22 protein-coding genes, 5 tRNA genes and 3 pseudogenes are annotated in these 24,955 nt (G+C 65.5%); 16 read left to right on the forward strand and 14 right to left on the reverse strand.

What is annotated here, in order from left to right; genetic code table 11:
- Nucleotides 1-130: 130 nt before the first annotated feature.
- Nucleotides 131-916 (forward strand): MBL fold metallo-hydrolase, encoded by a 786-nt coding sequence (locus ACXYX3_RS21870; protein WP_458608984.1) that lies wholly within the window; start codon nucleotides 131-133, stop codon nucleotides 914-916.
- On the opposite strand, the gene ACXYX3_RS21875 is transcribed toward ACXYX3_RS21870, so the two are convergent.
- The 3 genes from ACXYX3_RS21875 to ACXYX3_RS21885 form a co-directional block, all read right to left on the reverse strand.
- A complete protein-coding gene (locus ACXYX3_RS21875) occupies nucleotides 889-1,482 on the reverse strand; it encodes a TetR/AcrR family transcriptional regulator (protein ID WP_458608985.1) in 594 nt (197 codons plus the stop codon). The two genes, ACXYX3_RS21870 and ACXYX3_RS21875, sit on opposite strands and share 28 nt — an antisense overlap.
- Nucleotide 1,483: 1 nt before the next feature.
- A complete protein-coding gene (locus tag ACXYX3_RS21880; protein WP_458608986.1) occupies nucleotides 1,484-2,047 on the reverse strand; it encodes a chorismate mutase in 564 nt (187 codons plus the stop codon).
- Nucleotides 2,047-2,114: transfer RNA gene (locus tag ACXYX3_RS21885), tRNA-Phe, on the reverse strand. The genes ACXYX3_RS21880 and ACXYX3_RS21885 overlap by 1 nt, the downstream gene beginning before the upstream one ends.
- Nucleotides 2,115-2,463: 349 nt before the next feature.
- On the opposite strand from ACXYX3_RS21885, the gene ACXYX3_RS21890 reads away from it, so the two are divergent.
- Nucleotides 2,464-3,798 carry a rolling circle replication-associated protein gene (locus ACXYX3_RS21890; RefSeq protein WP_458608987.1) on the forward strand — a complete coding sequence of 445 codons (1,335 nt, stop codon included), beginning with the start codon at nucleotides 2,464-2,466 and terminating at the stop codon, nucleotides 3,796-3,798.
- Between the two features lie 38 nt (nucleotides 3,799-3,836).
- On the opposite strand, the gene ACXYX3_RS21895 is transcribed toward ACXYX3_RS21890, so the two are convergent.
- Nucleotides 3,837-5,075, reverse strand: coding sequence for a hypothetical protein (locus tag ACXYX3_RS21895; protein WP_458608988.1), 1,239 nt, complete (start codon nucleotides 5,073-5,075; stop codon nucleotides 3,837-3,839).
- A 167-nt stretch (nucleotides 5,076-5,242) separates the two neighbouring features.
- Between ACXYX3_RS21895 and ACXYX3_RS21900 the strand changes: the two are divergent.
- From ACXYX3_RS21900 to ACXYX3_RS21910, 3 genes and pseudogenes are all read left to right on the forward strand, one after another.
- Nucleotides 5,243-6,465: pseudogene (locus ACXYX3_RS21900) on the forward strand (ISL3 family transposase).
- An 892-nt stretch (nucleotides 6,466-7,357) separates the two neighbouring features.
- Nucleotides 7,358-8,446 carry a helix-turn-helix domain-containing protein gene (locus ACXYX3_RS21905; RefSeq protein WP_458608989.1) on the forward strand — a complete coding sequence of 363 codons (1,089 nt, stop codon included), beginning with the start codon at nucleotides 7,358-7,360 and terminating at the stop codon, nucleotides 8,444-8,446.
- Nucleotides 8,439-9,263: a hypothetical protein gene (locus ACXYX3_RS21910; protein ID WP_458608990.1), complete on the forward strand. Its 825-nt coding sequence runs from the start codon at nucleotides 8,439-8,441 to the stop codon at nucleotides 9,261-9,263. Before ACXYX3_RS21905 ends, ACXYX3_RS21910 begins: the two co-directional genes overlap by 8 nt.
- 241 nt (nucleotides 9,264-9,504) lie before the next feature.
- On the opposite strand, the gene ACXYX3_RS21915 is transcribed toward ACXYX3_RS21910, so the two are convergent.
- On the reverse strand, nucleotides 9,505-10,740 hold the full coding sequence (locus tag ACXYX3_RS21915) for an IS256 family transposase (RefSeq protein WP_458608991.1): 1,236 nt from the start codon (nucleotides 10,738-10,740) through the stop codon (nucleotides 9,505-9,507).
- A 150-nt stretch (nucleotides 10,741-10,890) separates the two neighbouring features.
- Nucleotides 10,891-11,319 carry a hypothetical protein gene (locus tag ACXYX3_RS21920; RefSeq protein ID WP_458608992.1) on the reverse strand — a complete coding sequence of 143 codons (429 nt, stop codon included), beginning with the start codon at nucleotides 11,317-11,319 and terminating at the stop codon, nucleotides 10,891-10,893.
- Between the two features lie 118 nt (nucleotides 11,320-11,437).
- On the opposite strand from ACXYX3_RS21920, the gene ACXYX3_RS21925 reads away from it, so the two are divergent.
- Nucleotides 11,438-12,136: a hypothetical protein gene (locus ACXYX3_RS21925; protein WP_458608993.1), complete on the forward strand. Its 699-nt coding sequence runs from the start codon at nucleotides 11,438-11,440 to the stop codon at nucleotides 12,134-12,136.
- A gap of 22 nt (nucleotides 12,137-12,158) precedes the next feature.
- Here the strand turns inward: ACXYX3_RS21925 and ACXYX3_RS21930 are convergent, their stop codons facing one another.
- Complete coding sequence (locus ACXYX3_RS21930) at nucleotides 12,159-12,755, reverse strand: uracil-DNA glycosylase family protein (protein WP_458608994.1); 597 nt, start codon at nucleotides 12,753-12,755, stop codon at nucleotides 12,159-12,161.
- A 252-nt stretch (nucleotides 12,756-13,007) separates the two neighbouring features.
- Between ACXYX3_RS21930 and ACXYX3_RS21935 the strand changes: the two genes are divergently transcribed.
- A complete protein-coding gene (locus ACXYX3_RS21935) occupies nucleotides 13,008-13,649 on the forward strand; it encodes an 8-oxoguanine DNA glycosylase OGG fold protein (RefSeq protein ID WP_458608995.1) in 642 nt (213 codons plus the stop codon).
- A gap of 140 nt (nucleotides 13,650-13,789) precedes the next feature.
- On the opposite strand, the gene ACXYX3_RS21940 is transcribed toward ACXYX3_RS21935, so the two are convergent.
- A complete protein-coding gene (locus tag ACXYX3_RS21940) occupies nucleotides 13,790-14,272 on the reverse strand; it encodes a hypothetical protein (RefSeq protein WP_458608996.1) in 483 nt (160 codons plus the stop codon).
- 70 nt (nucleotides 14,273-14,342) lie between these two features.
- Between ACXYX3_RS21940 and ACXYX3_RS21945 the strand changes: the two are divergent.
- From ACXYX3_RS21945 to ACXYX3_RS21955, 3 genes and pseudogenes are all read left to right on the forward strand, one after another.
- Nucleotides 14,343-14,911: pseudogene (locus ACXYX3_RS21945) on the forward strand (cell division protein FtsK); the annotation flags it as partial.
- Nucleotides 14,905-15,141 (forward strand): helix-turn-helix transcriptional regulator, encoded by a 237-nt coding sequence (locus ACXYX3_RS21950; protein WP_458608998.1) that lies wholly within the window; start codon nucleotides 14,905-14,907, stop codon nucleotides 15,139-15,141. The pseudogene ACXYX3_RS21945 and the gene ACXYX3_RS21950, both read left to right, overlap by 7 nt.
- A pseudogene (locus ACXYX3_RS21955) lies at nucleotides 15,141-16,295 on the forward strand (tyrosine-type recombinase/integrase). The gene ACXYX3_RS21950 and the pseudogene ACXYX3_RS21955 overlap by 1 nt, the downstream one beginning before the upstream one ends.
- 38 nt (nucleotides 16,296-16,333) lie before the next feature.
- Here the strand turns inward: ACXYX3_RS21955 and ACXYX3_RS21960 are convergent.
- The 3 genes from ACXYX3_RS21960 to ACXYX3_RS21970 form a co-directional block, all read right to left on the reverse strand.
- Nucleotides 16,334-16,410, reverse strand: a tRNA-Phe gene (locus tag ACXYX3_RS21960).
- A 38-nt stretch (nucleotides 16,411-16,448) separates the two neighbouring features.
- Nucleotides 16,449-16,525: transfer RNA gene (locus ACXYX3_RS21965), tRNA-Asp, on the reverse strand.
- Nucleotides 16,526-16,557: 32 nt separating this feature from the next.
- A tRNA-Glu gene (locus tag ACXYX3_RS21970) sits at nucleotides 16,558-16,630 on the reverse strand.
- Nucleotides 16,631-16,755: 125 nt separating this feature from the next.
- Between ACXYX3_RS21970 and ACXYX3_RS21975 the strand changes: the two genes are divergently transcribed.
- Nucleotides 16,756-16,831: transfer RNA gene (locus ACXYX3_RS21975), tRNA-Lys, on the forward strand.
- Nucleotides 16,832-16,834: 3 nt separating this feature from the next.
- Here ACXYX3_RS21975 and ACXYX3_RS21980 read toward each other — a convergent pair.
- Nucleotides 16,835-17,746 carry a serine/threonine-protein kinase gene (locus ACXYX3_RS21980; RefSeq protein ID WP_458608999.1) on the reverse strand — a complete coding sequence of 304 codons (912 nt, stop codon included), beginning with the start codon at nucleotides 17,744-17,746 and terminating at the stop codon, nucleotides 16,835-16,837.
- Nucleotides 17,747-17,820: 74 nt separating this feature from the next.
- Between ACXYX3_RS21980 and ACXYX3_RS21985 the strand changes: the two genes are divergently transcribed.
- On the forward strand, nucleotides 17,821-18,147 hold the full coding sequence (locus ACXYX3_RS21985) for a DUF2510 domain-containing protein (RefSeq protein ID WP_458609000.1): 327 nt from the start codon (nucleotides 17,821-17,823) through the stop codon (nucleotides 18,145-18,147).
- Here ACXYX3_RS21985 and ACXYX3_RS21990 read toward each other — a convergent pair.
- Together ACXYX3_RS21990 and ACXYX3_RS21995 are read right to left on the reverse strand one after the other, a co-directional pair.
- Nucleotides 18,113-18,763 carry a L,D-transpeptidase family protein gene (locus tag ACXYX3_RS21990; protein WP_458609001.1) on the reverse strand — a complete coding sequence of 217 codons (651 nt, stop codon included), beginning with the start codon at nucleotides 18,761-18,763 and terminating at the stop codon, nucleotides 18,113-18,115. The genes ACXYX3_RS21985 and ACXYX3_RS21990 overlap by 35 nt on opposite strands.
- 19 nt (nucleotides 18,764-18,782) lie before the next feature.
- Nucleotides 18,783-19,793, reverse strand: a complete 1,011-nt coding sequence (locus ACXYX3_RS21995; RefSeq protein WP_458609002.1) for an oxygenase MpaB family protein — start codon at nucleotides 19,791-19,793, stop codon at nucleotides 18,783-18,785.
- A 58-nt stretch (nucleotides 19,794-19,851) separates the two neighbouring features.
- Between ACXYX3_RS21995 and ACXYX3_RS22000 the strand changes: the two genes are divergently transcribed.
- The 4 genes from ACXYX3_RS22000 (at nucleotide 19,852) to ACXYX3_RS22015 (ending at nucleotide 24,948) form a co-directional block, all read left to right on the forward strand.
- Nucleotides 19,852-20,433 carry a TetR/AcrR family transcriptional regulator gene (locus ACXYX3_RS22000; protein WP_458609003.1) on the forward strand — a complete coding sequence of 194 codons (582 nt, stop codon included), beginning with the start codon at nucleotides 19,852-19,854 and terminating at the stop codon, nucleotides 20,431-20,433.
- Nucleotides 20,434-20,539: 106 nt separating this feature from the next.
- Complete coding sequence (locus tag ACXYX3_RS22005) at nucleotides 20,540-21,547, forward strand: acyl-ACP desaturase (protein WP_241203430.1); 1,008 nt, start codon at nucleotides 20,540-20,542, stop codon at nucleotides 21,545-21,547.
- A gap of 77 nt (nucleotides 21,548-21,624) precedes the next feature.
- Entirely contained in the window at nucleotides 21,625-22,710 is a 1,086-nt protein-coding gene (gene dusB, locus ACXYX3_RS22010) for a tRNA dihydrouridine synthase DusB (protein ID WP_458612182.1), read from the forward strand.
- A 237-nt stretch (nucleotides 22,711-22,947) separates the two neighbouring features.
- Nucleotides 22,948-24,948: an LCP family glycopolymer transferase gene (locus ACXYX3_RS22015; RefSeq protein WP_458609004.1), complete on the forward strand. Its 2,001-nt coding sequence runs from the start codon at nucleotides 22,948-22,950 to the stop codon at nucleotides 24,946-24,948.
- Nucleotides 24,949-24,955: the final 7 nt, after the last annotated feature.

Below are 24,955 nucleotides of genomic sequence, written 5' to 3' on the forward strand. Positions count from 1 at the left end.
TAAGGTACCCCAGCCACCGGACACGCCAGACGGACCCGAGCCGTTGCCATCGTCGGATGGCGTCGACACGCTAGTGTTGTGACGCACTGTGAAAAATTGACATCGGTGACGACGCGGGGGGCGACGGCTGGTGAAGGTCCACCATCTGAATTGCGGCACGATGCGGCCTTGGGGGGCAGGCACGGTGGTGTGCCATGTGCTGCTGGCCGAGGCGGACAGCGGCCTGGTGCTCGTCGACACCGGATTCGGCACGCTCGACTGCCGCCGACCGGCGCGGTTCGGCCGGTTCCGGCAGTACTTCTTCCGGCCGTCCTTCGATGAGACCGAAGCAGCCGTGAACCAGGTCGAGGCGCTCGGCTTCCACCGCAGCGACGTGCGGCACATCATCACCACGCATTTCGACGCCGACCACATCGGCGGGCTGGCCGACTTCCCCGACACCCAGGTCCACGTCACCACCGCCGAGCTGGATCACGCGGTGCGCTCACCCGCGCTGCCCGACCGAATCCGTTACCGCGCCGAGCAGTGGGCACACGGCCCTCACCTGGTGGAGTACGACATCGACGGCGAGGCGTGGCGGGGGTTCGCGGCCGCCCGAGAGCTCACCGGAATCGGCGCCGGCTTCGTGCTCATCTCGCTACCCGGTCACACCCGCGGACACGCCTGCGTGGCCGTCGACGCCGGCGATCACTGGATACTGCACGCCGGCGACGCCTTCTTCCAGGAGGGCACCCTCGAGGAGAACCCCCGGGTGCCGGCGTTGACGGCGTTCGAGAAGGCTGTGGCAGAGGACCGGAAGCAGGTGGCGGACAACCACTCTCGGCTCGTAGAACTGCATCGGCGCAACGAACCCGATCTGATGATCGTCTGCTCCCACGACCCGGCGCTCTATGAACAGGCCAGAGCGTCGCGCTGATCCCGGTGCCCCACCAGGGCGATCGACGCCTCCACCGCCTCATCGGTGACGTCGCTGAGACGACCGCCCTCCTCGACGGTGATCGCGGTCAGCTCACGCAAACCGCCGAGCAGCATGATGATGCGTCGACGCGGTACGGGACCGATTCCGGCCGAACGGAATTCGGTGCTGTCGCTGAGCGCATCGACCATGTCGATGAAGTGATCGAGCGCCTCGCGCTGCAATCCACGAGCGGCGCTACCCAACGCCGGCACGTCACGAATCCAGCTGAGCATCAACGCCGATCGCGCCTCTGCCGAGGCGATCCACGCCTCGATGGCTTGGCGCACTTGCTTCTGCCATGGCGCGGCCGGATCGACGGCCGCCCGGATCTGCTGGATCTGGTCGTCGTTGGCCTCTGACAGCAGAGCGACGAAGCACTCGTCGCGGCTGGTGAAGTGCTCGTAGAACGTGCGCCGCGAGGTGCGGGCCCGGCGCACGATCTCGGCGACGGTGGTCTTGGCGTAGCCCTGCTCGGCGATCGACGCTTCCAGGCCGTCCAGCAGCCGCTGGCGGAAGTCGCTCATGTCAGCGGCAGTAGTTGCGGGTGGCGAAGTCCAATGCCTGCCGGTACAGCGGGTCGAGGCCGCGCGCCGTCGCGACCGACGCCTTCGCCGCATCGAGTTCGGCGGGGCACTGCGGGGAGTGCAGCTTGGGCCACTCCTCGGCCATCAACGTCACCATCTCGCGGTTGAGCGCGTCGATGATCGCCCGCGACGACGCCAGATCCGGCGCGTCAGCAGGAGCGGTGGCCGGATCGAAGGTCCACTGCGCCAACCGCTGGTATTCGATGCCGACGGTGGCGTCGAGCTGATCGCGGAACGCGGTCTGCACGTAGGCGGGGTCGATCTGGAAGCCGCGGGCCTGATCGGCCACGTTGTCGAGCACCTGCTGCTCGCGCGCGGGGTCGACGACGGCGGTGCGGGTGTGGAACTTGTTGGCCGCCACGGGTTCGGCGATCTCCAGGCGGCGCACCGCGGCATCGACGAGATCGGTCACCGTGTGGGTGGGTTGCGCCGAGGCGACCGGCGCCGGGACAAGGGCCACCGCCAGACCGGCGACGGCCGCTGCGAGTGCACCACGGGTGTTCATGGTGGCCAGGGCCGGGATCGAACCGGCGACCTTCCGCTTTTCAGGCGGACGCGACAACCACTGACCTGCGGTTTCAACTTCTTTTGTGCGTCCTATGCGCCGCATTGAGCAAGGCTAACGCACTCGAGTTGTCCGACGAACGGACATAGACCGGACACGGTGCTTGCACTCCTGACCAGGAGCTTCGGCGCTGCCGCATGTGTCGCATGCGGCATCGGAGCCTCCGGGGAGCAGGCATCCCGATGCCCAGCATCGAATCATCAACTACCGGCTCGACACGATCGGCGGGCGGCTCGACATCGGCACCTGACGGGCCGCCCTTGGCGTCCCGATCTCCGGGTGCCTCGGTGGACGGGAGGTCGCGAGCGACCGAGGCCGCCAGGCCGCAGGGCGGGAGAGCGCCAGCGGTCGGCCGGATGGCCACCGAGGCGTCCGGCCTGAACCCTGGCGCGGCTGGCCGGCTTGTTATATGTGCCGAAAATGTCCGCGAGTCGGTCGACGACGGTATCGCGAAGGGCGAGCTGTGGGCGATCGACGCATTGGGGCTTCGGTTCCCGAGCCCCGAGATGGTCACCGCGGCCGCGGCCCTGTTCGAGCCGGCGGCTCCATGGGCGTCTGGTCCTGCCCGTCGGGAGGTCGAGCCGGAATCCGGACGGTTTCGCATTTCGATCGGTCCCGGTGTGGTGCGGCTCGGGTGGAGGAATTCCGTCCGTGCTGAGAAGACCGCCGAACGGGCCGTTGCGCATCACCAACGTGACGTGGACGACGCCAAGTTTCAAGTCAGGTCGAATTTGGCTGCCGGGGAATGTCATCAGGCCGTCGTGTCTTCGACACGACGGAGTCCTACGGAAGACGACCAGTGCGGTACCGGCGGTGTCATCACCGAATGGTCCAGAAAGTCACGGTCGTCGATGTGCCGCACCTTCGCCGAGCTCGACTACAGCCCGCTGATGGAATCTGGGCGCGTTCCGGCGATGGTGACGCTCACCTACCCCGGCGACTGGGAAGTGGTCGCACCTGATGGAGCTAGCGTGAAGCGACACATGGTTGTGTGGCGCAAGCGCTTCCAGCGTGAGTACGGCGAACCGGCACGCTATATCTGGAAGTTGGAATTTCAGCGTCGCGGTGCCCCGCACATTCACCTTTGGATGGCGCCTCCGATGTCACCGGGACGATCAGGCCTGGGCTTCGCGCAATGGCTGTCCGAAACGTGGGCTCAGATTGTCGACCATCCTGACGCCGTGCAGAAAGCGCGCCACCTTCTCGCCGGCACTGCTATCGACGTACGCAACGGGCTGAAAGCGTGCGACCCGAAACGGTTGGCGATCTACTTCGCCAAGCACTCGTCGCCGAACTTGCAAGGCGACAAGGAGTATCAGCACATCGTGCCGGAGCTGTGGCGAGAACCCGGTAAAGGTCCCGGCCGGTTCTGGGGTGTCCATGGACTCAAGAAGGCCATTGCCGTCGTTGAGGTCGGGCAGGACGCATACCTTGCTGCTCGGCGCATCGTACGGCGATGGTCACGCAACCAGGCAGTGTGCGGCGATTCCGCTAGCCGCTTCCCCACCGCCGTGGTGCCGCGCACGGCCACGCGCCTCGTCAACCGGATCGATCGTGACACCGGCGTCGTGGCGTGTCGGAGGATTCGGCGACGGCGAACGCTCTGCAATCAAGGGGGCCTTGCCGGCGGCTACGCGCTGGTAAACGACGGACCCGCGTTCGCCGCGCAGCTTGCGCGTGCGATCACGTAGACGCAGATCTGTTTTGCCGCTGCGATACCTCTTACCTCCTACTTGCGGCGGAAAAATGTCTGGACGACGTCCTTTAGTTCAGCGGTCTTGACCTTCGCCGTTTCGGTCAGATCATTTGCTACGTTCTTGGCCGCATCGGCTTGATCTGCGCCCCATACCTTGGCCACTGCGGCGCCATCGGCCCCAGTCGCCAACGCTTTGTTCAGCACTTCACCCGCGGCCTGGCCCCATCGCTTCACGTCGCTGGCGGCGTGATCGGAATCGATCCCGAGACGGTCTTGGAAGGCCATCACGCCCGTCGTAATCTCGTTGCTCGATCGCACCGCTGCAGGTGCATCGTACGGATTGAACAGCACCTTGGAGTTCGCGGTGCGAACGGTCTCATCCATCTGAGTCAGCAACCGGGCGGTGAGGGTCGAGAGGACATCCAGGCGTTTCCGGCGGGCTTTGACCAAGCCCAGTCGGTGGCTGTCGAGGTCCTCGGGAACGGCGTCGAGCACGCGGTCGAGTTCCAGAATGGCTACCCCGTCCTGAAGCTGCAGGCAGCGCGCTATCACCGCCAGCCACTCTCGCACCTTGGGTTCGGCGTCCTTAGTAGCCTTGGCGATCTTGCCCAGATCGGCTTTCTTCTTTAAATTCTCGGAGAGGGCCTCAAGTTGACGTATGGCGTACGCCTCTGTTTGTGCGAGCACCAAGGAACTCGACTGAATCTTCGACCAGGTGATCTCCGAGACCCGTCCAACCTGATCGCGGACTGTCAGCGCGTCCTCAATAGCCAAGTCGACACCGATCATGTTCGCGAGCACAGCATCCTTCTGGGCGCGCAGAATGTCATCGACCTTCTCGTTGATCTCCTGGAGATACTCCACGATTTGGTCCATCTGCTGCTGCATCGCCTGCTGCTGCATCATCGCCGACAGTGCGCACAGCGCCATGGGTCCGCTAAGCAGCGCCGTCGGCGCCTGGGCGATCTGAAGCCACTGCTTGACCTCACCAGGCTTCCCGATCATTGCGTGACTGACGCCCGGGGTTTTGGTCGCCATCAGGCCGTATTGCTTGACAGCCTGCGCCGATTCCGCGGTTAGCTTGACCCAGCGGCCCGAGTTCGCGGCTACCTCCGAGCCGACGCGCAATGCGGTGCCACCCGTACCGGCGAAGGACGAAAGACGGCGGACGTCCAGCTCCTTATAGGGCGCCGTACTGAGGCCTTGGTCGAGTAAGAAGCGCTCGACATCGGCTGAGTCACCGATCACGGCCAAACCCTCACCGTCGGTCACCAGTGGCGCTCCTAGTGTTCTCATGGGCGCGTTCATGCTGGTCAGCAAGGTTTTGCGGTGCGATACAACGGGATCGGCGTTCCTTGGGTGAATTGAGGGACGCGCACGCGGTGTGCCTCTAGGTTTCGGGGTTACCGCACCAACCGCAACCACAAGGAACGATCCGCGTGCGCGTCAGTACTGCATTTAACCGTCTGCTGGCCATTCCCGGAGCCACCGTCACCGACGTCGTGATCGGCGATGGCGACATCGAGGTCATGCTTCGGCCCCGAGCCCGGCTGATGACCTGTCCGTGCGGCAAACGGTGGCCCACCGCATACGATCGGCGCCGCCGGCGGTGGCGACATCTTGACCTGGCGCGTTGCCGGCTCTGGCTGGTCTATGACATTCGGCGAGTGAACTGCCCCAAGTGTGGAGTGACCACCGAAGCGGTGCCCTGGGCCCGACCCCTAGCCCGCCATACCCGCGACTTCGAAGACATGGTGCTGTGGCTGGCTCAACGCACCGACCGCACCCTGTATCGACGTTGATGCGCTGCGCCTGGGAGACGGTGACCGCGATCATCCACCGAGGCGTCGCCGAATTGCTCGACCAACGCCGACTCGACACGCTCTACCGTATCGGCGTCGATGAGATCTGCTACCGCCACCCGCACCGCTACCTGACGATCATCGGCGACCACGACACCGGCACCGTCATCGATATCCAGCCCGGACGAAGCAAGGAGTCCTTAACGAACTTCTATGACAGTCAACCTGATTCGATCCTCGACCAGATCGAAGCAGTCAGCATGGACGTCTCAAGCATCTACACCAGCGCCACGAAAGAACATCTCCCCAAGGCGGTCATCTGCTACGACGGCTTCCACCTGATGCAATGGGTCAACCGCGCCCTAGACCGCGTCTACGCCGAATCGATGACCGGACCCGGCCGGACCGCAATGAGCACCGCAGACTGGAAAACCGGACGCTGGGCGCTGCGCACCGGAGAGAACAAACTCAGCGACACCAAACGCGACCTGGTCAACCACATCACCCGCACCAACCGACGCATCGGACGGGCCTGGACCCTCAAAGAACAAGCTCGCGACCTCTACCGCTACGACCATCCACCCGGGGTCGCCCGCCAACGACTCAAAGCCTGGATCACCGCCGCCAAACGCTCCCGCATCCCCGTCTTCATCTCCCTCGGCAAACGCTTCCAGACCTACTTCGAGCCCATTCTGGCCGCCATCGAACTCCGCATCTCCAACGCCCTCCTCGAAGGCATCAACGCCACCACCAGGCTCGTCAACGCCCGCGGCTACGGCCACCACTCCGCCCAAACACTGGCCGCAATGATCTACCTCTGCCGCGGCGGACTACACCCCCAGCTACCCACAAAAACATGAGGAGCCGCTCACCAGTTCGATCTCGTTGGCCATCGTCTCTCCGTTGAAATTGAAGGCCATCAACCGGCCGCTTGGCTCACCTCGCAGACGCTACCGGTGGGCACCGACCTCTGGGACAATTGAGATTTGTCGCTGGCATCGGTCTACGGCGTTCGACGCTCTGCACAGCGTCCTGCGAATCCTGATCGGTTTGGGCGTAGCTGCACTGCAAATCCGGACCTTAGGGTTCCGAACATGGCTGCTTCTCCACCACAGTTTCATTCACCGGCACGACGGCCGCGGCCTGGCAGCGGTGGGTACTCAACGCGCTGCACAACTTTGACCTATACACGATCGACGACTGGGCGGCGCTCATGAAGAGCCACCTTGAACGATCCGGTGGAGCCACCCCAATGCAGACTGCGCGCCATACCGTTGATGCTCTGCACTACGTGGAGAGACTCAGGCGTACGACCGCAATCCTTGCCGCACAAGGCAATCCGGCGGCACGCTATCAACTGGCCGACGCCGCTCTCGACCTGAGGTCCGCTCTCGACAGGCTTCATGAAGCACGCGACGAGCTGCTGAAAGCCGCTGGGGCCGACCGTGTGACTGACGTTTAACGGTGGGCGACTGTCCGTGTGACAAATCAGATTCGCGCGCTCCTAGGCCGAGGTCCGGGGTGTTCAGTTTCTGAACACCAGTGGTCGGATCTCCCGACGGCCACCTGCGTAATTGAAATTGTTCGGGTTAGGAGCCCATTCCGTTGACAACGGAATAGCGTCATATCGCGAACATGGACGAAGTTTGCTCGGCCTGCGGGCGAGATGACATGCGCAGACGCAACCTGTTCGGGGTAACCCCTTGTTCCGCAGCCATCGGAACAGGTATGTTTTCCGAACAGGAGATGCTCATGACTGAACCAATCACTCCACCGCCCGGCACGGAGGCGGAGATCTTGACCGAGTGCACCGAACTACTCCGCGATCGTCTACCTGACGACTGGCGAGTCGACATTCAGAGACCGCCGATGGACGCCGCCATAGACGCGATCCTGGCACTCACCGCACCCGCGGGTGAGCAGGTTCGATTCCTCGTAGAGGCGAAGAGGCTAGTGGCCGGCCGCGACGTTCCTAGGATCTTGGAACAGTTGCAGTGGGCAGCAGATCGCGAGCTCATCGACACCGAGACCATGGTCATGTCCCGATACCTGGCGCCCCCAGTTCGCGAACGGCTGTCGCAGGGGAACATGTCGTTCATCGACGCCACCGGCAACATCTTGATCCAGTCGTCACGTCCCGCGCTGTTCGTTCGCGACCGGGGCGCCGATAAAGATCCGTGGCGAAGCCCTGGCCGGCCGCGCGGATCGCTGGCAGGTGAGCCCGCCGCGCGTGTAGTCCGGGCACTCATCGCAAAGCGGGGGCCGTGGTCGGCGCGCGATCTCGTCAGCGCGTCCGGGGCATCCACCGGCGCAACGTACCGGGTGTTGGAGTTCCTTCAGGAAGAGGGGCTGGTGGAGAAGATGGGAACGGACTACATCCTGAACGACTGGCCAACCCTCCTACGCCGATGGAGTCGTGACTACAGCTTCTTGCGCACCAACCGCACATCAAGCTACATCGAGCCTCGCGGCCTAGAGGCGCTGCAGAGCAAAGCTGCTAATTCTCAGTACTCACAGTACGCAATAACGGGAACGATCGCGGCAGCGCAGTGGGCGCCTTACGCACCCGCCCGCGCGGCGATGGTCTACGTCGATGATGCGGCGCGCGCAGCAAAAGAATGGGGCCTACGGCCAGCGGATAAGGGCGCCAATGTGATTCTCGCCGAACCCAAGTACGACGTCGTGTTCACCGGAACCGGTACCAATCGCGACGGTGCTGTCATTGTCGCGATTGAACAGGCGGCGGCAGACCTACTCACGGGTCCGGGCCGGAACCCCTCTGAGGGAGAGGAACTCATCTCATGGATGGAGCGAAACGAAAGTGAGTGGCGACGTGGATGACCTTCTCGTCAAAGCCCGTTCAGCCCTACTGGACGCACTTGAAGCCCTGAATGAACAACACAAATCGATTGTCGTGGTCGGCGCGCAGGCCATCTATCTGCACAGTGGCCACGCTGACGTTGCAATCGCCGAGGCAACTAAGGACAGCGACCTGGCGGTGGACCCTCGGGAACTCCCCGAAGAGCCACTTCTTGAAGAAGCGATGAAGCGAGCTGGCTTCTACCCGAACGTGAACGGGCAGCCTGGAGCATGGCTAAACCCGGCAGGCATCCCGGTCGATCTGATGGTTCCAGATGCGTTGTCGCAAGGCGGTAAATCTCATCGCGGAGCCCGAATCCCACCCCACTCCAACCAAGCAACAAGGCGGACCGTCGGGTTGGAAGCCGCCGTAGTGGACAACGAGCTCCGCACGATATCTGCGCTCGCCCCTGACGACACAAGGGCTTTCGAAGCCCGAGTCGCCGGGCCAGCCGCACTCTTGATCGCGAAAATCCACAAGATCCATGAACGGCGCGACCAACCTGACCGCCTCAACGATAAGGACGCTCACGATATCTACCGCCTGCTTGTGGCAACAACCGACACGGCCGCACTCGGATCGAGCTTTCAGCGCCTACTGTCCGACCCGATCTCCAAAACGGTGACCGAGCAGGCCCTCGATTGGCTGCGACCTCTTTTCGCCGACGGCCCCGACGCACTTGGATCGGTCATGGCAGGTCGGGCAGAGGAAGGGATCGGCGACCCCGACCTGGTGGCAGCTTCTGTTGCCGCGCTTGCAGCTGATGTGCTCGCTGCCGTCGCGGATGCGCCCGAGTAACCACACAACAGCGAGGGATACCTGCGTTGCACTCGGCGAGCAATCACCGCAGGTCTGCGGGCAGGTTCTTCGTGAGCTCCAACAGATCCACCTTCCCCTGGTCGGTGAACCCACCGATGAACACGGGGAAGTCCCACCTGTGGGACAGTTGCACGACAAGCACGGGGATAGCGTCCCGTGGAGTGGTGGACTTCGGATCTGGCGTGGTTCACGCGTTGTGATCAACGAGTCATGTTGAACGCTAGGCGATTTGGTGTTGTTTGGCAAGTGCTGCCGCAGCGTGTTTGGCGGCAATGACGGCACGTAAATCGTCCATGGAGACATCGGAGAGATAGCGGCGGGTGACCTGCCACTCGTCGTGGGATTCGATGACCACCGCAGTCGCCAGCCGCAGGAACGCCGCCGGATTCGGAAAGATCTCCACGACATCAGCGCGGCGCTTGATCTCCTTGTTCAACCGTTCGATCGGGTTGTTCGACCAGATCTTCTGCCAATGCGCCTTCGGGAACGCGGTGAAGGCCAGCACGTCGGTCTTGGCCTCGGCCATCATCGCGGCCACCTTCGGGAAGCTGGCCGCCAAGGTATCGGCGACGCGGTCCCACTGGTCGGCGACCTCGGCGGGGTCGGTGTGGGCGAAGATGGTCTTGACCGCCGCGGTGACCGCCGGGGCGTGTTTGGCGGACACCGCGGTGTGCAGATTTCGCATGAAGTGCACTCGGCACCGCTGCCACGATGAGTTCGCGAACTGTTGTGCCACAGCCGATTTCAATCCAGCATGCGCATCAGAGATCACCAGGTGCACACCACTGAGCCCGCGGACCCTCAGCGAGGCGAGGAATTCGCGCCAGAACTCGTAGGACTCGCTGTCACCGACGGCGGTGCCCAGCACCTCGCGCGTGCCGTCGATGGACACCCCGGTGGCCACCACGAGCGCCTGAGAGACCACGTGCGCCCCGATGCGCACTTTGCAGAACGTGGCGTCGCAGAACACGTACGGGAACTCGGTGTGGGCCAGGCTGCGGGTACGAAACGCCTCGATCTCCTTGTCCAGGCCGGCGCAGATCCGTGAGACCTCCGACTTGGACACGCCGGTCTGCACACCCATCGCGCTCACCAGGTCATCGACGCTGCGCGTGGACACCCCGTGGACGTAGGCCTCCATGATCACCGCGTGCAGCGCCTTATCGATACGGCGGCGCCGTTCCAGCAGCGACGGGAAGAACGATCCGGCCCGCAGCTTGGGGATCTGCACCTCGACGTCACCGGCGGTGGTCGAGATGGTCTTGGGTCGGTGCCCGTTGCGGTGGACGGTGCGTCCGTCAGTCCGCTGATAGCGGCCGGCGCCGATGGCCGCCGTGGCCTCGGCCTCGATCAGCTGCTGCAACCCGGCGCGGATCAGCTCGGCGAACACCGCGCCGACATCGGCGGACTTGAGCGCATCGAGTTGGGCAAGCAGGGCAGAATGATCCTGGGTCATCGCGTGGTGTGTCTTCCTGTTGAGTCACTTGGTAGGTAACTCACTGACCACTACGCGATGGCCCACCCCAACAGCGTCAACGACACACCCAGCACCGTCGTCCCCGCCCCCCGAAACTCCACCACGCTAGGGGACTTATCCAGCACGGGATCAGCAACAGCGCGAGTCGAGGTGCTCACGGACAACCGCGAGGTCCCGTGCGCGGTCACGGGCGATCCGCCTCGACTTCACCGTGAAGGCGGACTTCTCGATCACGATGAGCCGCATCCCGTGTTCGGGGATCTCGGTGCGCTTGCGTTCGTCGTAGCGCCGGCGTTGCTCGGCGCGGCCGACCCCGGAGACGGTCTGCCGACGGTCGAAGAACTCCACCGCTTTTGAGTGCTGCTCCTCCTGGAACTCCACGACGAGCCGCAGGTTCGGCCAGTACCCGTCGACGGGGAGCTCTGTACCGCGCGGTCGCGACGGTGACGGGTCTCCGCGAAGCCAGTCGAACCGCTGCTGACGACGTCCAACCAGGCCGAGGACCTCGTCGCACAAATCGAGGACGTAGTGCTCGTCGGAGTCCGCGCGGCCTGCCATTGCGCGATCATCGCACCGGCACTCACCCAGTTGCCCACGCCCCCGCGACATCACTGAAATCGCACGGAAGCGGCGGTCCGGCCCTGCTGCGCTCTGTACGTCGGAATACGGTGTGCTGATGCGGTGGTACGCGCGCCCCGAGGGTGACTGCGCACGGCTGAACCTCGCGCCTCAGCTCGACTCCTGGGACCGGGCTGACAACCGTAGCCAGGTGCAGCTGGGGAAGTTCCTGGACGAAGCGGACACGCTGCTCGCAGCGTCGCGGATCGACGGCCCGTGGGCACTGCGGCTCGACGTCGGCTTGGCACCGAATCTCGACCTGCTGGACAAGCGCGACCTCGACAACTACGCGAAGCCCCTCGCTTCCCGGCTGTCCGACGGCGGGCTGGTGTCGGTCTGGTGCACCAAGCGCAGCGGTGGACACTCCGCCCTGAGAATCGAGGCAGCGCGCGCGGTGCCCGCGCCACCAGTCGGTGTTTTGCACGCTAAGACGACTAGCTCTTGGGACGGACCCGCGGCAAAGGAGCAGATTCGCTCAGCCCTTGCGGATGTCCCGGAGCTGCCGGATGGACCCGTCAGGCTTGAACTCGCCTTCACCGTCGGACCGAGCAGGAACTGGCTGAACCTCTGGAAGCCAACCATCGACTCGCTGGGTACCCTCCTCGGCCATGAACAGCCGTTTCGCCCGTGGAACCCCCGCGACGGCAGGATCACTGAGCTGGGCATGCACCTCGACATCGATTCGTCGCTGCGGTACGAAGTCCACATCGGCATCGCAGCTCACCCCGTCGTGGCGGCGTCTGTGGAGGCCCGGTAGTGCGCGTACCTGCCCACCGCTGCTAGCCCGCCTCGAACCCCCAGGTGATCGCGCGGGCGAGACTCGACGAGTAGTACGCGCGGTCGGCTGTCTTCTTAAACCGCAGCGAGCCGGGGTGCTCCGGGAACAGTAAGTAGGTCGTGCCCGGTTTGACGGCCGACGGCTTCACGAACGGCCACGTCAGCCGCCGCGCGGCAGGGTACCGAGCCGCGAGCACTTTCTCCGCATCCGCGCCCAACCCGATGATCAGCCGCGGCGACACGACGTCCAGCTCCTCGTGGAGGAACGGGAGACAGTTGTCGATCTCGTGGGGATGTGATCGCCGGTCGTCGATAGGGTGGCAATGCACCACGTTCGTAATGAACAGTTCGCGCTTCTCCCGGCCGGCGACCTCCAGCGCCCGGTCGATGTAGGTTCCGCTGCCGCCGGTGAAGGGGACCCCGGATTCCATGCACTTGCGGCAGAGGCTCTGTCCGACGATGGCGACGGGAGCGTGCGCCGATCCGTATCCCGGTGCCGAAGCAGTCACACCGGGCGCGTTCATCCCCGGGCACTCCCGGCACCTGCTGATCTGCTCGGCGATGAGGTTCAACCGCCTCCGCCTAGAGTCCGTAGCCATGTCGCAATGGTCTCACCGGTCCCCGACGCGACGACCGCGATTGCGAGAAGGCTCCCGCCTACGTCGGCGCCCCGTGCGAGGCTTGCCGCGGCGTAGGGAATCAACTGTGTCCCCGCCGCGTCGAAAGGGGCCGAGATGTGGCAGGAGGGACACGCTGCTGTAGGCGATCTGCTGAAATCCCCCGTCTTCGGTCCGGCCGACCGGATGCAAGAGCCACTCCCCGTAAGCAACTGGTGGGCGGATCGCGGAATCGTGCTCAGCTCAACCGAGCTCAACCGCACCGCGTTGTTTAGGCTCGCGGCGCAGTGTTGGGGGAACGACGAACCGGACTGGGTGACGTTCCTCTGGCACGTACTCGCGTGGGGAGTGGTGGGCGACTATAGGAACGCGTCGAAGATCGTCAACAGTGCCGGCGACGCCGAACAGCGTGCGCGGCTGAACGGCGTCTTGCGGGCCGCCGCCGAAGCGAGCCGCCACGGTGACATCCGCTCCGCCTACACCGCGATCCACGGCAAAGTTGCCCGTTTGGGGCCAGCCTTCTTTTCGAAGTTCCTGTACCTCACCTCGAACCGGGACTTGCCGGGGTCGCGGTGCCTGATCCTGGATTCCCGGGTCAGTGCAGCGGTTTTCACACTGACCGGTCGTGAATACTGGAAGGAGACGGCGGCGACATACGAGCACTTCTGCGGCCAGGTCCACCGGTGGTCCGAGTTGTTCGGCGAGCCGGACGACGTCATCGAATTCAGGCTGTACCAGTTCGGCCGGCTGATCGCCTCGTCACGGTGGCGGTGGCTCCATGCTGAAGCCTCGCTGTACCGCGAAGGCCGGCGCCACGTCGGGTTCGACGACATCGCCGAGCGGCGAGCGCGTCTCATGGGCTGGACGACCGTCTAGGACGATCGAAGCGGACAACGGGCACGACACGTCGCCGCAAAACGATTGGGCAACATCGCGCCGCGAGATCGGTCCCGTCGAACACCTTCCAGAACCGCATCGCCGCTGCGTCGTCCTGGATGCGCGGAACCCGCTGGGTCTCACCCGGTCGGCAGGATCTCCATCACGTCCCACCGGTCCTTCCACTCAGCGATGCGGGCCACCGGGATTGCGTGGTGGGTGCTCGCGTCATTCTTGACGCGGTGGCCGCCGGAGTCCGCGAGGTACTTGCTGTGCGCTGTGTGGATATCGTTCTCAATCCACCACTGCGGCACGACGTAGAACTCCGGGTATGCCTTTCCGAGGTCGACGAGTACCCAGTACTTCGTCTCGACCTCGGGTGCCCTCCGCTTCCTGCCCCGCTTCATGCTGGTCTGCCACGTGCCGGCCGTCTTCGTCTTGACCTGGATGCTGATCACGCGGTCGTGGCTGGCGTCGCTGGCCAGCAGATCGATATCGTGCATGTTCCCGGAAAACGTCACGGCGTAGCCACCGCGCCGGTGGATCTCTGCAGCGACGAAATGCTCCCCAGCCGAGCCGACCTGCTGGGTTGTGAGCTTGGGACGTTTGAACGTGGCGATCACGCGCTGACCGTATCGCCAGGCGCGGAACCTGGCGACGATTCGGACATTCCGCCGAGGCAGGCGCGGGGTCGACGCCGTTCAAACTCTTGCCGGGCTAGAGAAGCTGATGGACAAGCGCGGCAACGAGATGGCCGGCCGCACACGCGAGCACCATCCGAATAAAGTCTCACCCCTGGTCGTGCTGCTGATCGACGAACTTGCGGACTAACCGCCTACATGAGCGACCCAGCCCTTCGTAAAGAAGCCGCCGCCTCGTTGTCACGGATCCTCACCAAGGGTCGAGCGCTGGGGATCGTGGTTGCCGCCTTTCTCCAGGACCCTCGCAAGGAAGTCCTGCCGATGCGAGGTCTGTTTACCCAGACCATCGCGCTTCGACTGCGATCCCGCGAGGAAGTCACGATGGTCCTCGGCGACGGCATGGCCGACACGGCGCCAGCGCACCGAATCGAACCCGACAGACCCGGCACTGGCTACGTCATCGCCGAAGACGGCCATACGGCCAAGGTCCGATCCGATTTCTGGTCCGACGATCAAATCCGCGCCACCGCACGGCAATACGGGAAAACCGAGGATCGCCGATGGGAGAGCAGTGAATGGCCGGTCCGACTCAATCCAAGCAACGAGGTGAATCCATGGTGATTCACAGTCTCCGGGAAGCACTCGTGTCCACCGGGAGTTTTCCTGAGCTGCTGACCGCTGATCAAGTGTCAGCGCTCCTTGGCGTCTCTGCCGCAACGCTCAGCCGGTGGGCTGCGCTCCGTGAAACCACGGGAGAGCCGATCGGGCCGCCCTGCTACACGTTGTCCGAGCGGGTCCGTCGTTGGGATGCTGCCGAAGTCCGCGCTTGGCTCAAGCAGGTGCGTCGGTAGTGGCCGGCAATACGCCTCGCGGCATCCGAAAGCGCCTTAACGCCGCTGGCGAGCCCCGCTACCAAGTCCGCTATCTGATCCGTGACCCCGATGCATTGTCCGGTTGGGTGGAAACGTCCGCGACCTTCCCGACGCTGCGCGAGGCCAAAGCGTTTAAATCCGAACGCGACAACGAAGCCGCCCTTGGTGCACGTCGGTTCGATCCCCGCCTCGGTCGCACGCCGCTGCAGCGGATCTGGACGCAATTCTCCGAATCCAAGAAACCGGCGGTGTCGCCGAAGACCTAGAGCGGCTACACCCAGCATTGGCAACTGCGCATCAAGCCCCGCTTCGGCCACGTGCCAGTCGACGAAGTCACCCGCGCCGACGTTCAGGCGTTCGTCGATGGCCTGAAAGTCGGGCCGTGGGCGAAGGTCTCAACGCTGCGCCTCCTGCGGTCAATTCTCGACGTCGCACACCAGGACGGCCGCATCCACCGCAACCCCGCCCTCGGTGTCTCGGCAGGCCGGATTCCCGAGCGGGAACGTCACCGCTACCTCACCGCACAAGAAGTCCAGAGACTCGCTACCGCGTGTGGGGACCAGGGCGACGTGGTGACCCTCCTGGCCTATACCGGCCTGCGGTGGTCCGAACTCGTCGGCCTCCGGGTCAAGGACATCGACCTGACCGCTCGTCGGCTCTATGTCCGACGGGCCGCACCGGAAGTAGAGGGCCGCATCGTCATCGGGCCGCCCAAGACTCGGGCCGGTATCCGAACTGTCCCGCTCCCCCAAGTCGTCGTCGACATCCTCAAAATGCGGATCGGCGGGCGGGCACCTGACGAGCCCGCTATTACCTCACCGAACGGCGCGATGCTGCGCTCCAACAACTGGCGTCGCCACACGCACTGGAACAAAGCCCTCGAGAAGACCGACCTGGCGCCACTCACCATCCACGATCTGCGCCACACCTACGCCAGCTTGGCCCGTAAATCCGGTGCTGACCTCCGCTACGTGCAGAAGACCATGGGCCACTCAACACCGACCGTGACGGCGAACATCTACAGCGACCTCTACTCCGATGAGCTGGACCAGGTCGCAACGAACCTCGATCAGCTTCACGCGACCGAAATTCACACACCGAAGACCGGACAAGAACCGGACAAAGAAAACTGACAACCGAGTGCAAGACCCGTGTCAATGCAGGTGAAGAATGGTGGCCAGGGCCGGGATCGAACCGGCGACCTTCCGCTTTTCAGGCGGACGCTCGTACCAACTGAGCTACCTGGCCGGAAGGCCATCGACTCGCGCCGACGAACCTCGCCAATATGGCGACCCTGACGGGACTCGAACCCGCGACCTCCGCCGTGACAGGGCGGCGCGCTAACCAACTGCGCCACAGGGCCTTACTGTGCAACCCGACAACTCGCGTTGCGCGTACCCCCAACGGGATTCGAACCCGTGCTACCGCCGTGAAAGGGCGGCGTCCTAGGCCACTAGACGATGGGGGCCAAGTCCGAATTCCTCCGGGGTACTCACAACCACGTTCGTTGGGAGCTTCGATAGCTTAGGGTACCGACACCCGAATCCTCAAACGGCCACCCCCGCAGTATCCTTTTGCAGGCACGCACGCCACGCCCCTATAGCTCAGTCGGTAGAGCTACGGACTTTTAATCCGCAGGTCCCAGGTTCGAGCCCTGGTGGGGGCACCACATTCACAACGCGACCATCAGAACGGCCGCCACCAGCACGGCGAGCATCGCCGCCGCCCCTGCGAGCACCGCCACGACCCGCTGCCGCGCCCCACTCAATCCCTGAGGCGCACCGTCCAGACAGGCCCGCATCTGCTCGGCCGTCGCAAAGCGCCACCGCGGGTCCGGCGACATCGCGCGCTCCACGGTGGCCACCAACGCCGCATCGAGATCCGGCCGCAACACCGCCAGCGGCGTGACCGCTCCCGCCGCGATGGCATCGGCCAGCCCCGTCAGGGTCTCCTGCGGGTAGGCCCGGCGGCCGGTGAGCGCCTCGTAGGCCACCACGCCGAGCGCGTAGAGGTCGTCGCTGGGCGTCGCGGGCCGGCCGGCGGCGCGGTCGGCCGGCATGTAGGCCATGGTCCCGAAAACCCGGTTGGTCAGCGTCTGTGGCGTGTCGGCGCTCTTGGCCACCCCGAAGTCGGCGACCTTCACGGTGCCGAACCAGGTGAACAGGAGGTTGGCCGGTTTGATGTCGCGGTGCAGGATGCCGCGTGCGTGCGCGGCGCCGAGCGCGTCCAGCACGTCGCTCAGGATGCCCCGGACATGCTGCGCCGGCATGGGACCGCCGCGCGCCAGGGCGTCGGCCACACTGCGGCCCGGCAGGCGTTCCAGCACGATGTAGTGCCGGCCGCGGTGCACGCCGGTGTCGTGGACCGCGACGACGTGAGGGTGGTCCACGACGGCCGCAGCGCGAGCCTCGGTCGCGAACCGGCGGCGGGTGTCGGGCTCGTGACTGACCGACGGATAGAGGAGCTTGACCGCCACGGGGCGGCCCAGCTGCAGATCCCAGGCATCGCGTACCTCGGCCATTCCGCCACGGCCCAGAATGCCTCGCAGCTCGTAGCGACCGCCCAGGACCTCCGGCGCGTGCATGCGTTCAAGCTAGCCGCTGCGGCGCCGGCGCAAACCTGACGCGGCCGTGGCGAACCCTCGTAGGATCGGCGTCGATGTACATGTCACGACCACCGCGGCCCTCGTGGTGGCGGCGCCATCCGCTGCTGACGGCGTCCGCTGCCGCGGTGGCGCTCTGGTGGACGTGGCTGGGGTGGTACCCGGCGGTGATCCTGGTCACCGCGTCGGTGGCCGTCGTCGCGGTCCGGCGTCGCCGCAAGGCGACCGCCATCCGCAACGCCGGCCTGAGGGCCCGCGCCGACTACGAACACCAGCTCACCTTGGCCGGTGACCCGCACGGGTTCTACGGCCGCTTTCCGCCCGCGGACTGGTACGGCCGTCCCTCAGTCACGCAGGGCCGGACAGGCCCACCCCGATGGTGATCTCCGGCTGCTGCGCGGGGTCGAGCCACTGCAGCACCGACTGCATCTGATCCCGGCCGATCGCGACACACCCCCACGTGGGCTCACCATCGGTGACGTGCAGGAAGATGCCCGCTGAGCGGCCCGGAACCCGCTCCGGATTGTGGTCGATCAGCACCGCGTAGTCGTAGATCTCCCCGGAGTCGTAGAGGTTCTCGGCGTCCTCCGAATCGATCTCGGCGGCGTGCACATGGGTGTTGTACGTCGGGGAGTCCACATCCTCGTCCCACCAGTCCTCGTCGGTCGCCACGAAGTAGGGCATACGGGTGCCGGGGTTCTCGCTGCGCCCGAACGCCTGCCCGAGCGGGAAGGTGCCTTCCGGGGTGCGGAACACGTCGTCGGCCGGGGCACCCACCCCGAGGCCGCCCAGGTCCGCCCGGGTGGGGCCCAGCACCACGCGCCACGTCCCGTCGACGCGCTCGTAGGTTGTCAGCTCCCCCACGGGCGAATCCGATTCCGGCGCACTGACGACGATGCGTTGTGCAGGCGACTCGCTGCCGGGTTCGGCGGCGGCGCCGCCGGCGGTGCCGGTCGCCAGGATCATCAACAGCGGCGCGACGGTCAGTTTGCCCAGCACAGAGTCGAAACTACGCGTGTCAGACCGTCGGACAGTAGAAGTGTGGGTCGCCGCGATACTCGACCGGCGGCAGGTTGCGCGCCGGGGTCTCCACCAGCGGCGCGTCGGACGGCAGGCGGCCGTGTGCCCGGTCCCAAGCCGAACGTTTGCGCGGATGCATCAGCATCCGCTTCGGCAGCAGGCGGGTGGTCAGGTAGACCGCACGGCCGAACAGTGCGTGTAACCGTGCCTGCCGCGGGGTCCACGAGTACCCCATCAACTCACGCACCGGCGGGTCGTAGAGGCCGACCGTCGCGAAGTTGAAGAAGCGCTGCATCCCGGCGATGTTGAGCCGCCACAGCCAATCCGGCAGCCAGTCCAGCGACGGGTGCTTGGGCATCGTCGACAGGTCCATGACCTCGCGCGCGGCCCAGTTGTTCTCCAGGACGTTGCGGCACATGTGGTCCCAGTACCGCTCGAAGTCCTCCCAGCTGGCGGGCACCGGCCGCATGCTCATGCCGTACATCCGGTACCACGTGACGTGCTCGTCGAAGAGCTGCCGTTTCTGCGCGTCGGTCAGCCCGCCGCCGACCCACTCGGCCGCCAGCAGCGTGGACTTGAAGAACGTGGCGTGCGCCCAGTAGAAGACGTCGGGGTTCAGTGCGCTGTACCGCCGGCCCTCGTCGTCGACGCCCTTGATGCCGATGTGATAGTCGCGGACCTCGGCTCCGGTGCGTGGGGCGCGGTCGCCGTCGAACACCACACCGCCGATGGGATACACCGACCGGAACAGCCGGGGCATGCGCTCGAGGAAGAAGATCGAATGCTGCGCCACGGCGGCACCGAGCTGCGGGTGCATGTTCTGCATCGAGCCTGCCCACGGGCCCTGCAGCATGCCGGTCCACTGTCCGAAGTACTTCCACGTCAGCGAGTCGGGGCCCAGCGCCGCGGGTACGTCGTCGTAGCCGCCGGTCACGGGACAGCCGGCGGTCACCGGTACGTCATCGGACGCGCTGGTCACCGGGCATGTGGCGGACGTATCTTGAGTCACTGTTCGCGCTACCCCGATTCTGACTACATGCGTTGTCAAAACGAAGCATAGGAGGACTGTGCCGTCCGGTCAACGACAGGGCAGATGGTCCGGCGTTCCCGTGCGGGAGCGCCCCGCCCTGCGCCGTGACGACCTGATCGCCGCCGGGATCGAGCTGCTCGGCAGCCCGGGCGGCCCGAGCCTGACCGTGCGGGCGGCGTGCCGCGCCGCCGGATTGACCGAGCGCTACTTCTACGAGAGCTTCACCGACCGCGATGACTACGTCGCCGCGATCTACGACGAGGTCGGCAGTGCGGCGATGGCGACGCTGGCGAAGTCGGAGAGCATGCGGGACGCCGTCGAGCGATTCGTCGCGATGATGGTCGACGATCCGGCGCGCGGCCGTGTGCTGCTGCTGGCGCCGGAAGCCGAGCCGGTGCTGGCCCGGTCGGGCGCGCGGTGGATGCCGAACTTCATCGAGCTGCTACAGCAGAACCTGACCCGCATCACCGACCCGACCACCCAGGCGATGGTTGCCACCGGCCTGATCGGGGCACTCACTGCACTGTTCACCGCGTACCTGGACGGTCGGCTCTCGGCGACTCGGGAGCAGTTCATCGACCACTGCGCGGAACTGCTGCTCCACGGCGCAACACGCTGAATCGCGGCACGGGACACGGGTGTGACCTCCCGCGCGGCGACTTGAATGTCACCGGCAGACACAGATATATTGACTGCAACTACGAGGTACAGATATCGGAGGTGTCATGGCCAAGGATCTCACTGATCTGCAGCTGCTGACCGAACTGGAGCCCGTCGTCGAGCCCCTGGTCAACCGGCACATGAAGATGAAGAAGGACTGGAACCCCCACGACTTCATCCCGTGGTCCGACGGCAAGAACTACTACGCCCTCGGCGGCCAGGACTGGGACATCGAACAGTCGAAGCTCTCCGAGGTCGCACGGACCGCGATGTTGACCAACCTGCTCACCGAGGACAACCTGCCGTCCTATCACCGCGAGATCGCGATGAATTTCAGCATGGACGGACCGTGGGGCTTCTGGGTCAACCGGTGGACCGCCGAGGAGAACCGGCACGGCATCGCCCTGCGCGACTATCTCGTCGTCACCCGCAACGTCGACCCCGTCGAGCTGGAGATGCTGCGCGTCGAGCAGATGACCCGGGGCTTCTCCCCCGGCCAGAACCAGCAGGGCGGCCTCGAGCTGTTCGCGGAGAGCCTGTTCGACTCGGTCATCTACGTGACGTTCCAGGAGCTCGCCACCCGCGTCTCGCACCGCAACACCGGCAAGGCGTGTGACGACCCGATCGCCGATCAGCTGCTGCAGCGCGTCTCCGCGGACGAGAACCTGCACATGATCTTCTACCGCGACGTGTCCGAGGCCGGCTTCGAGATCGCCCCTGACCAGGCGATGAAGTCACTGCACAAGGTGCTGCGCAACTTCAAGATGCCCGGCTACACGATCCCCGACTTCCGTCGGCGCGCGGTCACGATCGCCTCCGGCGGTGTCTACGATCCGCGCATCCACCTCGAGGACATCGTGATGCCGGTGCTCAAGAAGTGGCGGATCTTCGAGCGCGAGGACTTCAACGGCGAGAGCGCCAAGATGCGCGACGACCTCGGCCTGCTGGTCGAGGAACTGCAGGAGGCCGTCGACAAGTTCGAGGTCGCCAAGCAGCGCCGCGAAGAGCGCCTGCGTCAGATGGCGGAGAAGAAGGCCGCCAAGGCACAACTGGTGGGATCATCGACGTCGTAGCCCCCGGCAGCGAATCGACCCGATCTGGATTGCAGATCGGGTCGATCGCGTTGCGCAGCCCCGTCGTCCTGGCCCCGATGGCCGGCGTGACCAACGTGGCGTTCCGGACGCTGTGCCGCGAACTCGAACTCGCCCGCGCCGGCACCGTCAGCGGCCTCTACGTCTGCGAGATGGTGACCGCCCGTGCGCTGGTCGAGCGGCACCCGGTCACGATGCACATGACGACGTTCGCGCCGGAGGAGTCGCCGCGCTCCTTGCAGCTCTACACCGTCGATCCGGTCAACACGTACGCGGCGGCCAAGATGATCGTCGACGAGAACCTCGCCGACCACATCGACATGAACTTCGGCTGCCCGGTGCCCAAGGTCACGCGCCGCGGCGGCGGTGCGGCCCTGCCCTACAAGCGCCGCCTGTTCGGTCAGATCGTGGCCGCGGCGGTCAAGGCGACCGAGGGCACCGATGTTCCGGTCACCGTCAAGTTCCGCATCGGCATCGACGACGAGCACCACACCCACCTCGACGCCGGGCGGATCGCCGCGGAGGAGGGCGCCGCTGCGGTCGCGCTGCACGCGCGCACGGCTGCGCAGCGATACTCGGGGACCGCCGACTGGGAGCAGATCGCCGCACTCAAAGCCCATGTCGCCGGGATTCCGGTACTCGGAAACGGTGATATCTTCGACGCTCGTGACGCGCTGGCCATGATGGCCGCGACGGGCTGCGACGGCGTCGTGATCGGCCGGGGCTGCCTGGGGCGGCCGTGGCTGTTCGCCGAACTCTCCGCCGCCTTCAACGGCGAGACACCGGCCACCCCGCCCACCCTGGGCGAGGTCGCGTCCATCATTCGTCGACACGGCGAGCTGCTCGCCGCGCACTTCGGAGAGGACAAAGGCATGCGCGACATGCGCAAGCACGTGGCCTGGTACCTGCACGGATTCCCGGCGGGAGCAGACCTACGGCGATCATTGGCGCTGGTCAAGACGATCTCGGAGCTAGACGACCTGCTCGGCGAGCTCGAGCCCGACGTGCCGTTCCCGGCGGCCGCCAACGGCCCTCGCGGACGGCAGGGCTCCGCGGCGTCGGTGTCCCTGCCGGAGCACTGGCTCGACGATCCCGAGGACTGCGCGGTCCCCGTCGGCGCCGACGTGATGCATTCGGGCGGCTGACCGCCCGCTTGACACGCGTCTCGACTGGATATCGATCCTCGCCCGAGGACTTCGGTCGGCTGGCTCTCTCCCAGGATGTCTCAGTACGATGAGATGCCAGCGAATGGCAGATGTACCCGGCTCATCACGCCCAGCCGGGATCAGTGCTTATCGAGTCGGAGACGGCGTTCACCCGCGGTGCGCGTCAGCACCGCCGAGACGCCTGTGGAGCAATGGGAGCTGAAAGGCCGGTAGACGATGAGTGACGGTGATCACGCCACTCGCGGCCGCCCGGATCCCGACGAACCGAACCGCGACAACGAATGGCTTACCCGATCGGCGCGGCCGGCACCAGGCGCCGCGCCGTGGGAGCGGGGAACTGACCCCTCCGACGAGGACTCCGCCGCCTCCAACCGGGGTGACGGCGAACCCGCGCCGATCACCGTCGCCGACCTGATCGCGAAGATTCACGGCGAGGCCCCGATCCCCGCGCCCACCCGCCACCGTGCTGAACCAGAGGCCGAACCCGAGGTCGATCCCGAGGCCGGCACCGATCCAGAACCTGCGCGCGACCGCGAACCCGAGCCCTACCCCGCCGACGAGTTCGACACCACGATCCTGCCCGTCCTGGACTCCCCCACCTCGGAGTTACCGGATCTGACGGCCGCCGCGATCCGCGAGGAGCCGAAGCCGCAGCGCGCAGGGCACCGTCGCAGCGTCATCGCGGGACGAGTCGTGGCGGCGCTGGTCGCAGTCCTGGCCCTGGTGTTGACCGGCGGCGCCTGGCAGTGGCAGTCATCGAAGAACAACCTGCTCAACCGCGTCTCGGCACTCGACCCCGACTCCCGCGACATCGTCGACCCCAACGCTCAGTTCGGAGACGAGAACTTCCTGATCGTCGGCACCGACACCCGCATCGGCGACAACAGCGAGATGGGCGCGGGCACCACCGAGGATGCGGCCGGTGCCCGGTCCGACACGGTGATGCTGGTCAACATCCCGGCCAACCGCAAACGCGTCGTCGCAGTGTCCTTTCCCCGCGACCTGAAGATCGAGCCGATGAAGTGCGAGGTCTGGAACCCCGAGACCCGCCAATACGGGCCGATCTACGACGACCAGACCGAGTCCTGGGGACCCGAAGAGGCCTACACCGAATACAAGCTGAACTCCGCATTCGCCGTCGGCGGCCCGAAATGCCTGGTCAAGGTCATCCAGAAGCTGTCCGGCCTACACGTCAACCGATTCATGGCCGTCGACTTCGCCGGCTTCTCCAAGATGGTCGACGCGCTCGGCGGCGTCGAGGTGTGCAGCACGACGCCCATCGAGGACTACGAGCTCGGCACCGTGCTGGCCAAAGCCGGTCGTCAGATCGTCGACGGGCACACCGCGCTGAACTACGTGCGCGCACGGCAGGTGACCACCGAGACCAATGGCGACTACGGGCGCATCAAACGGCAGCAGCGGTTCCTGTCGTCGCTGCTGCGCTCACTGATCTCCAAGGACACGTTCTTCTCGCTGTCCAAGCTCAACAACGTCGTCAACATGTTCATCAACGACAGCTACGTCGACAACCTCGACACGAAGGACCTCGTCGACCTCGGTCAATCGGTGCAGGGCGTCAACGCGGGCAGGATCACCTTCGTCACCGTGCCGACGGTCGGTTACGCCGACGACTACGGCAACGAGATCCCCCGTACCGACGACATGCGCGCGTTGTTCGACGCGATCATCAACGACGACCCGCTGCCCGAAGAGCGCAACGCCGACAACACCCCGGTCCCGGGCACTCCCGAGTCGCCGGCGAACGGTGCACCTGCGTCCCCGACGCCCAACGACGGCGAGGTCATCGAGGCCGTGGCGACCGACCCCGCGGACGTGACGGTGCAGGTGTCGAACTCCACGTCGGAAGCCGGCCTGGCCTCGACCGCCGCCGATGCACTGCGCACCCACGGTTTCAACATCACCGATCCCGACGACTACCCCGGTCCGTTGGACCACACCACGGTGTTCTTCTCCCCCGGCAACGAGAAGGCGGCCGCAACGGTGGCCTCGTCGTTCCCCGACCCGACCATCGAGCGGTCCAGCGGCCTCGGCGACGTCGTGCAGGTGGTGCTGGGTAAGGACTTCTCTGCGGTCGGCACGCCCATGCCGAGCGGCGCCACGGTCAAGGTGCACGTCCTGCGGGGTTCCAAGAACGCCGCCAGCGAGCTCCCCGAGGACCTGACCATCACCAACGCCGCCGACACGTCCTGCGAATAGCAAGCGC

It is taken from the genome of Mycobacterium sp. Panama NTM2 (assembly GCF_054355555.1).

What these genes read in the sequence shown, in the direction of transcription:
- ACXYX3_RS21950 (WP_458608998.1), top strand. Translation starts at nt 14,905, where the DNA reads ATGGTGATTCACAGTCTCCGGGAAGCACTCGTGTCCACCGGGAGTTTT.
- ACXYX3_RS21880 (WP_458608986.1), bottom strand. Translation starts at nt 2,047, where the DNA reads ATGAACACCCGTGGTGCACTCGCAGCGGCCGTCGCCGGTCTGGCGGTG.
- ACXYX3_RS21875 (WP_458608985.1), bottom strand. Translation starts at nt 1,482, where the DNA reads ATGAGCGACTTCCGCCAGCGGCTGCTGGACGGCCTGGAAGCGTCGATC.
- ACXYX3_RS22015 (WP_458609004.1), top strand. Translation starts at nt 22,948, where the DNA reads ATGAGTGACGGTGATCACGCCACTCGCGGCCGCCCGGATCCCGACGAA.
- ACXYX3_RS22005 (WP_241203430.1), top strand. Translation starts at nt 20,540, where the DNA reads ATGGCCAAGGATCTCACTGATCTGCAGCTGCTGACCGAACTGGAGCCC.
- ACXYX3_RS21980 (WP_458608999.1), bottom strand. Translation starts at nt 17,746, where the DNA reads ATGCACGCGCCGGAGGTCCTGGGCGGTCGCTACGAGCTGCGAGGCATT.
- ACXYX3_RS21915 (WP_458608991.1), bottom strand. Translation starts at nt 10,740, where the DNA reads ATGACCCAGGATCATTCTGCCCTGCTTGCCCAACTCGATGCGCTCAAG.
- ACXYX3_RS21890 (WP_458608987.1), top strand. Translation starts at nt 2,464, where the DNA reads ATGGCCACCGAGGCGTCCGGCCTGAACCCTGGCGCGGCTGGCCGGCTT.
- dusB (WP_458612182.1), top strand. Translation starts at nt 21,625, where the DNA reads ATGGCCGGCGTGACCAACGTGGCGTTCCGGACGCTGTGCCGCGAACTC.
- ACXYX3_RS21905 (WP_458608989.1), top strand. Translation starts at nt 7,358, where the DNA reads ATGACTGAACCAATCACTCCACCGCCCGGCACGGAGGCGGAGATCTTG.
- ACXYX3_RS21920 (WP_458608992.1), bottom strand. Translation starts at nt 11,319, where the DNA reads ATGGCAGGCCGCGCGGACTCCGACGAGCACTACGTCCTCGATTTGTGC.
- ACXYX3_RS21985 (WP_458609000.1), top strand. Translation starts at nt 17,821, where the DNA reads ATGTACATGTCACGACCACCGCGGCCCTCGTGGTGGCGGCGCCATCCG.
- ACXYX3_RS21930 (WP_458608994.1), bottom strand. Translation starts at nt 12,755, where the DNA reads ATGGCTACGGACTCTAGGCGGAGGCGGTTGAACCTCATCGCCGAGCAG.
- ACXYX3_RS21925 (WP_458608993.1), top strand. Translation starts at nt 11,438, where the DNA reads ATGCGGTGGTACGCGCGCCCCGAGGGTGACTGCGCACGGCTGAACCTC.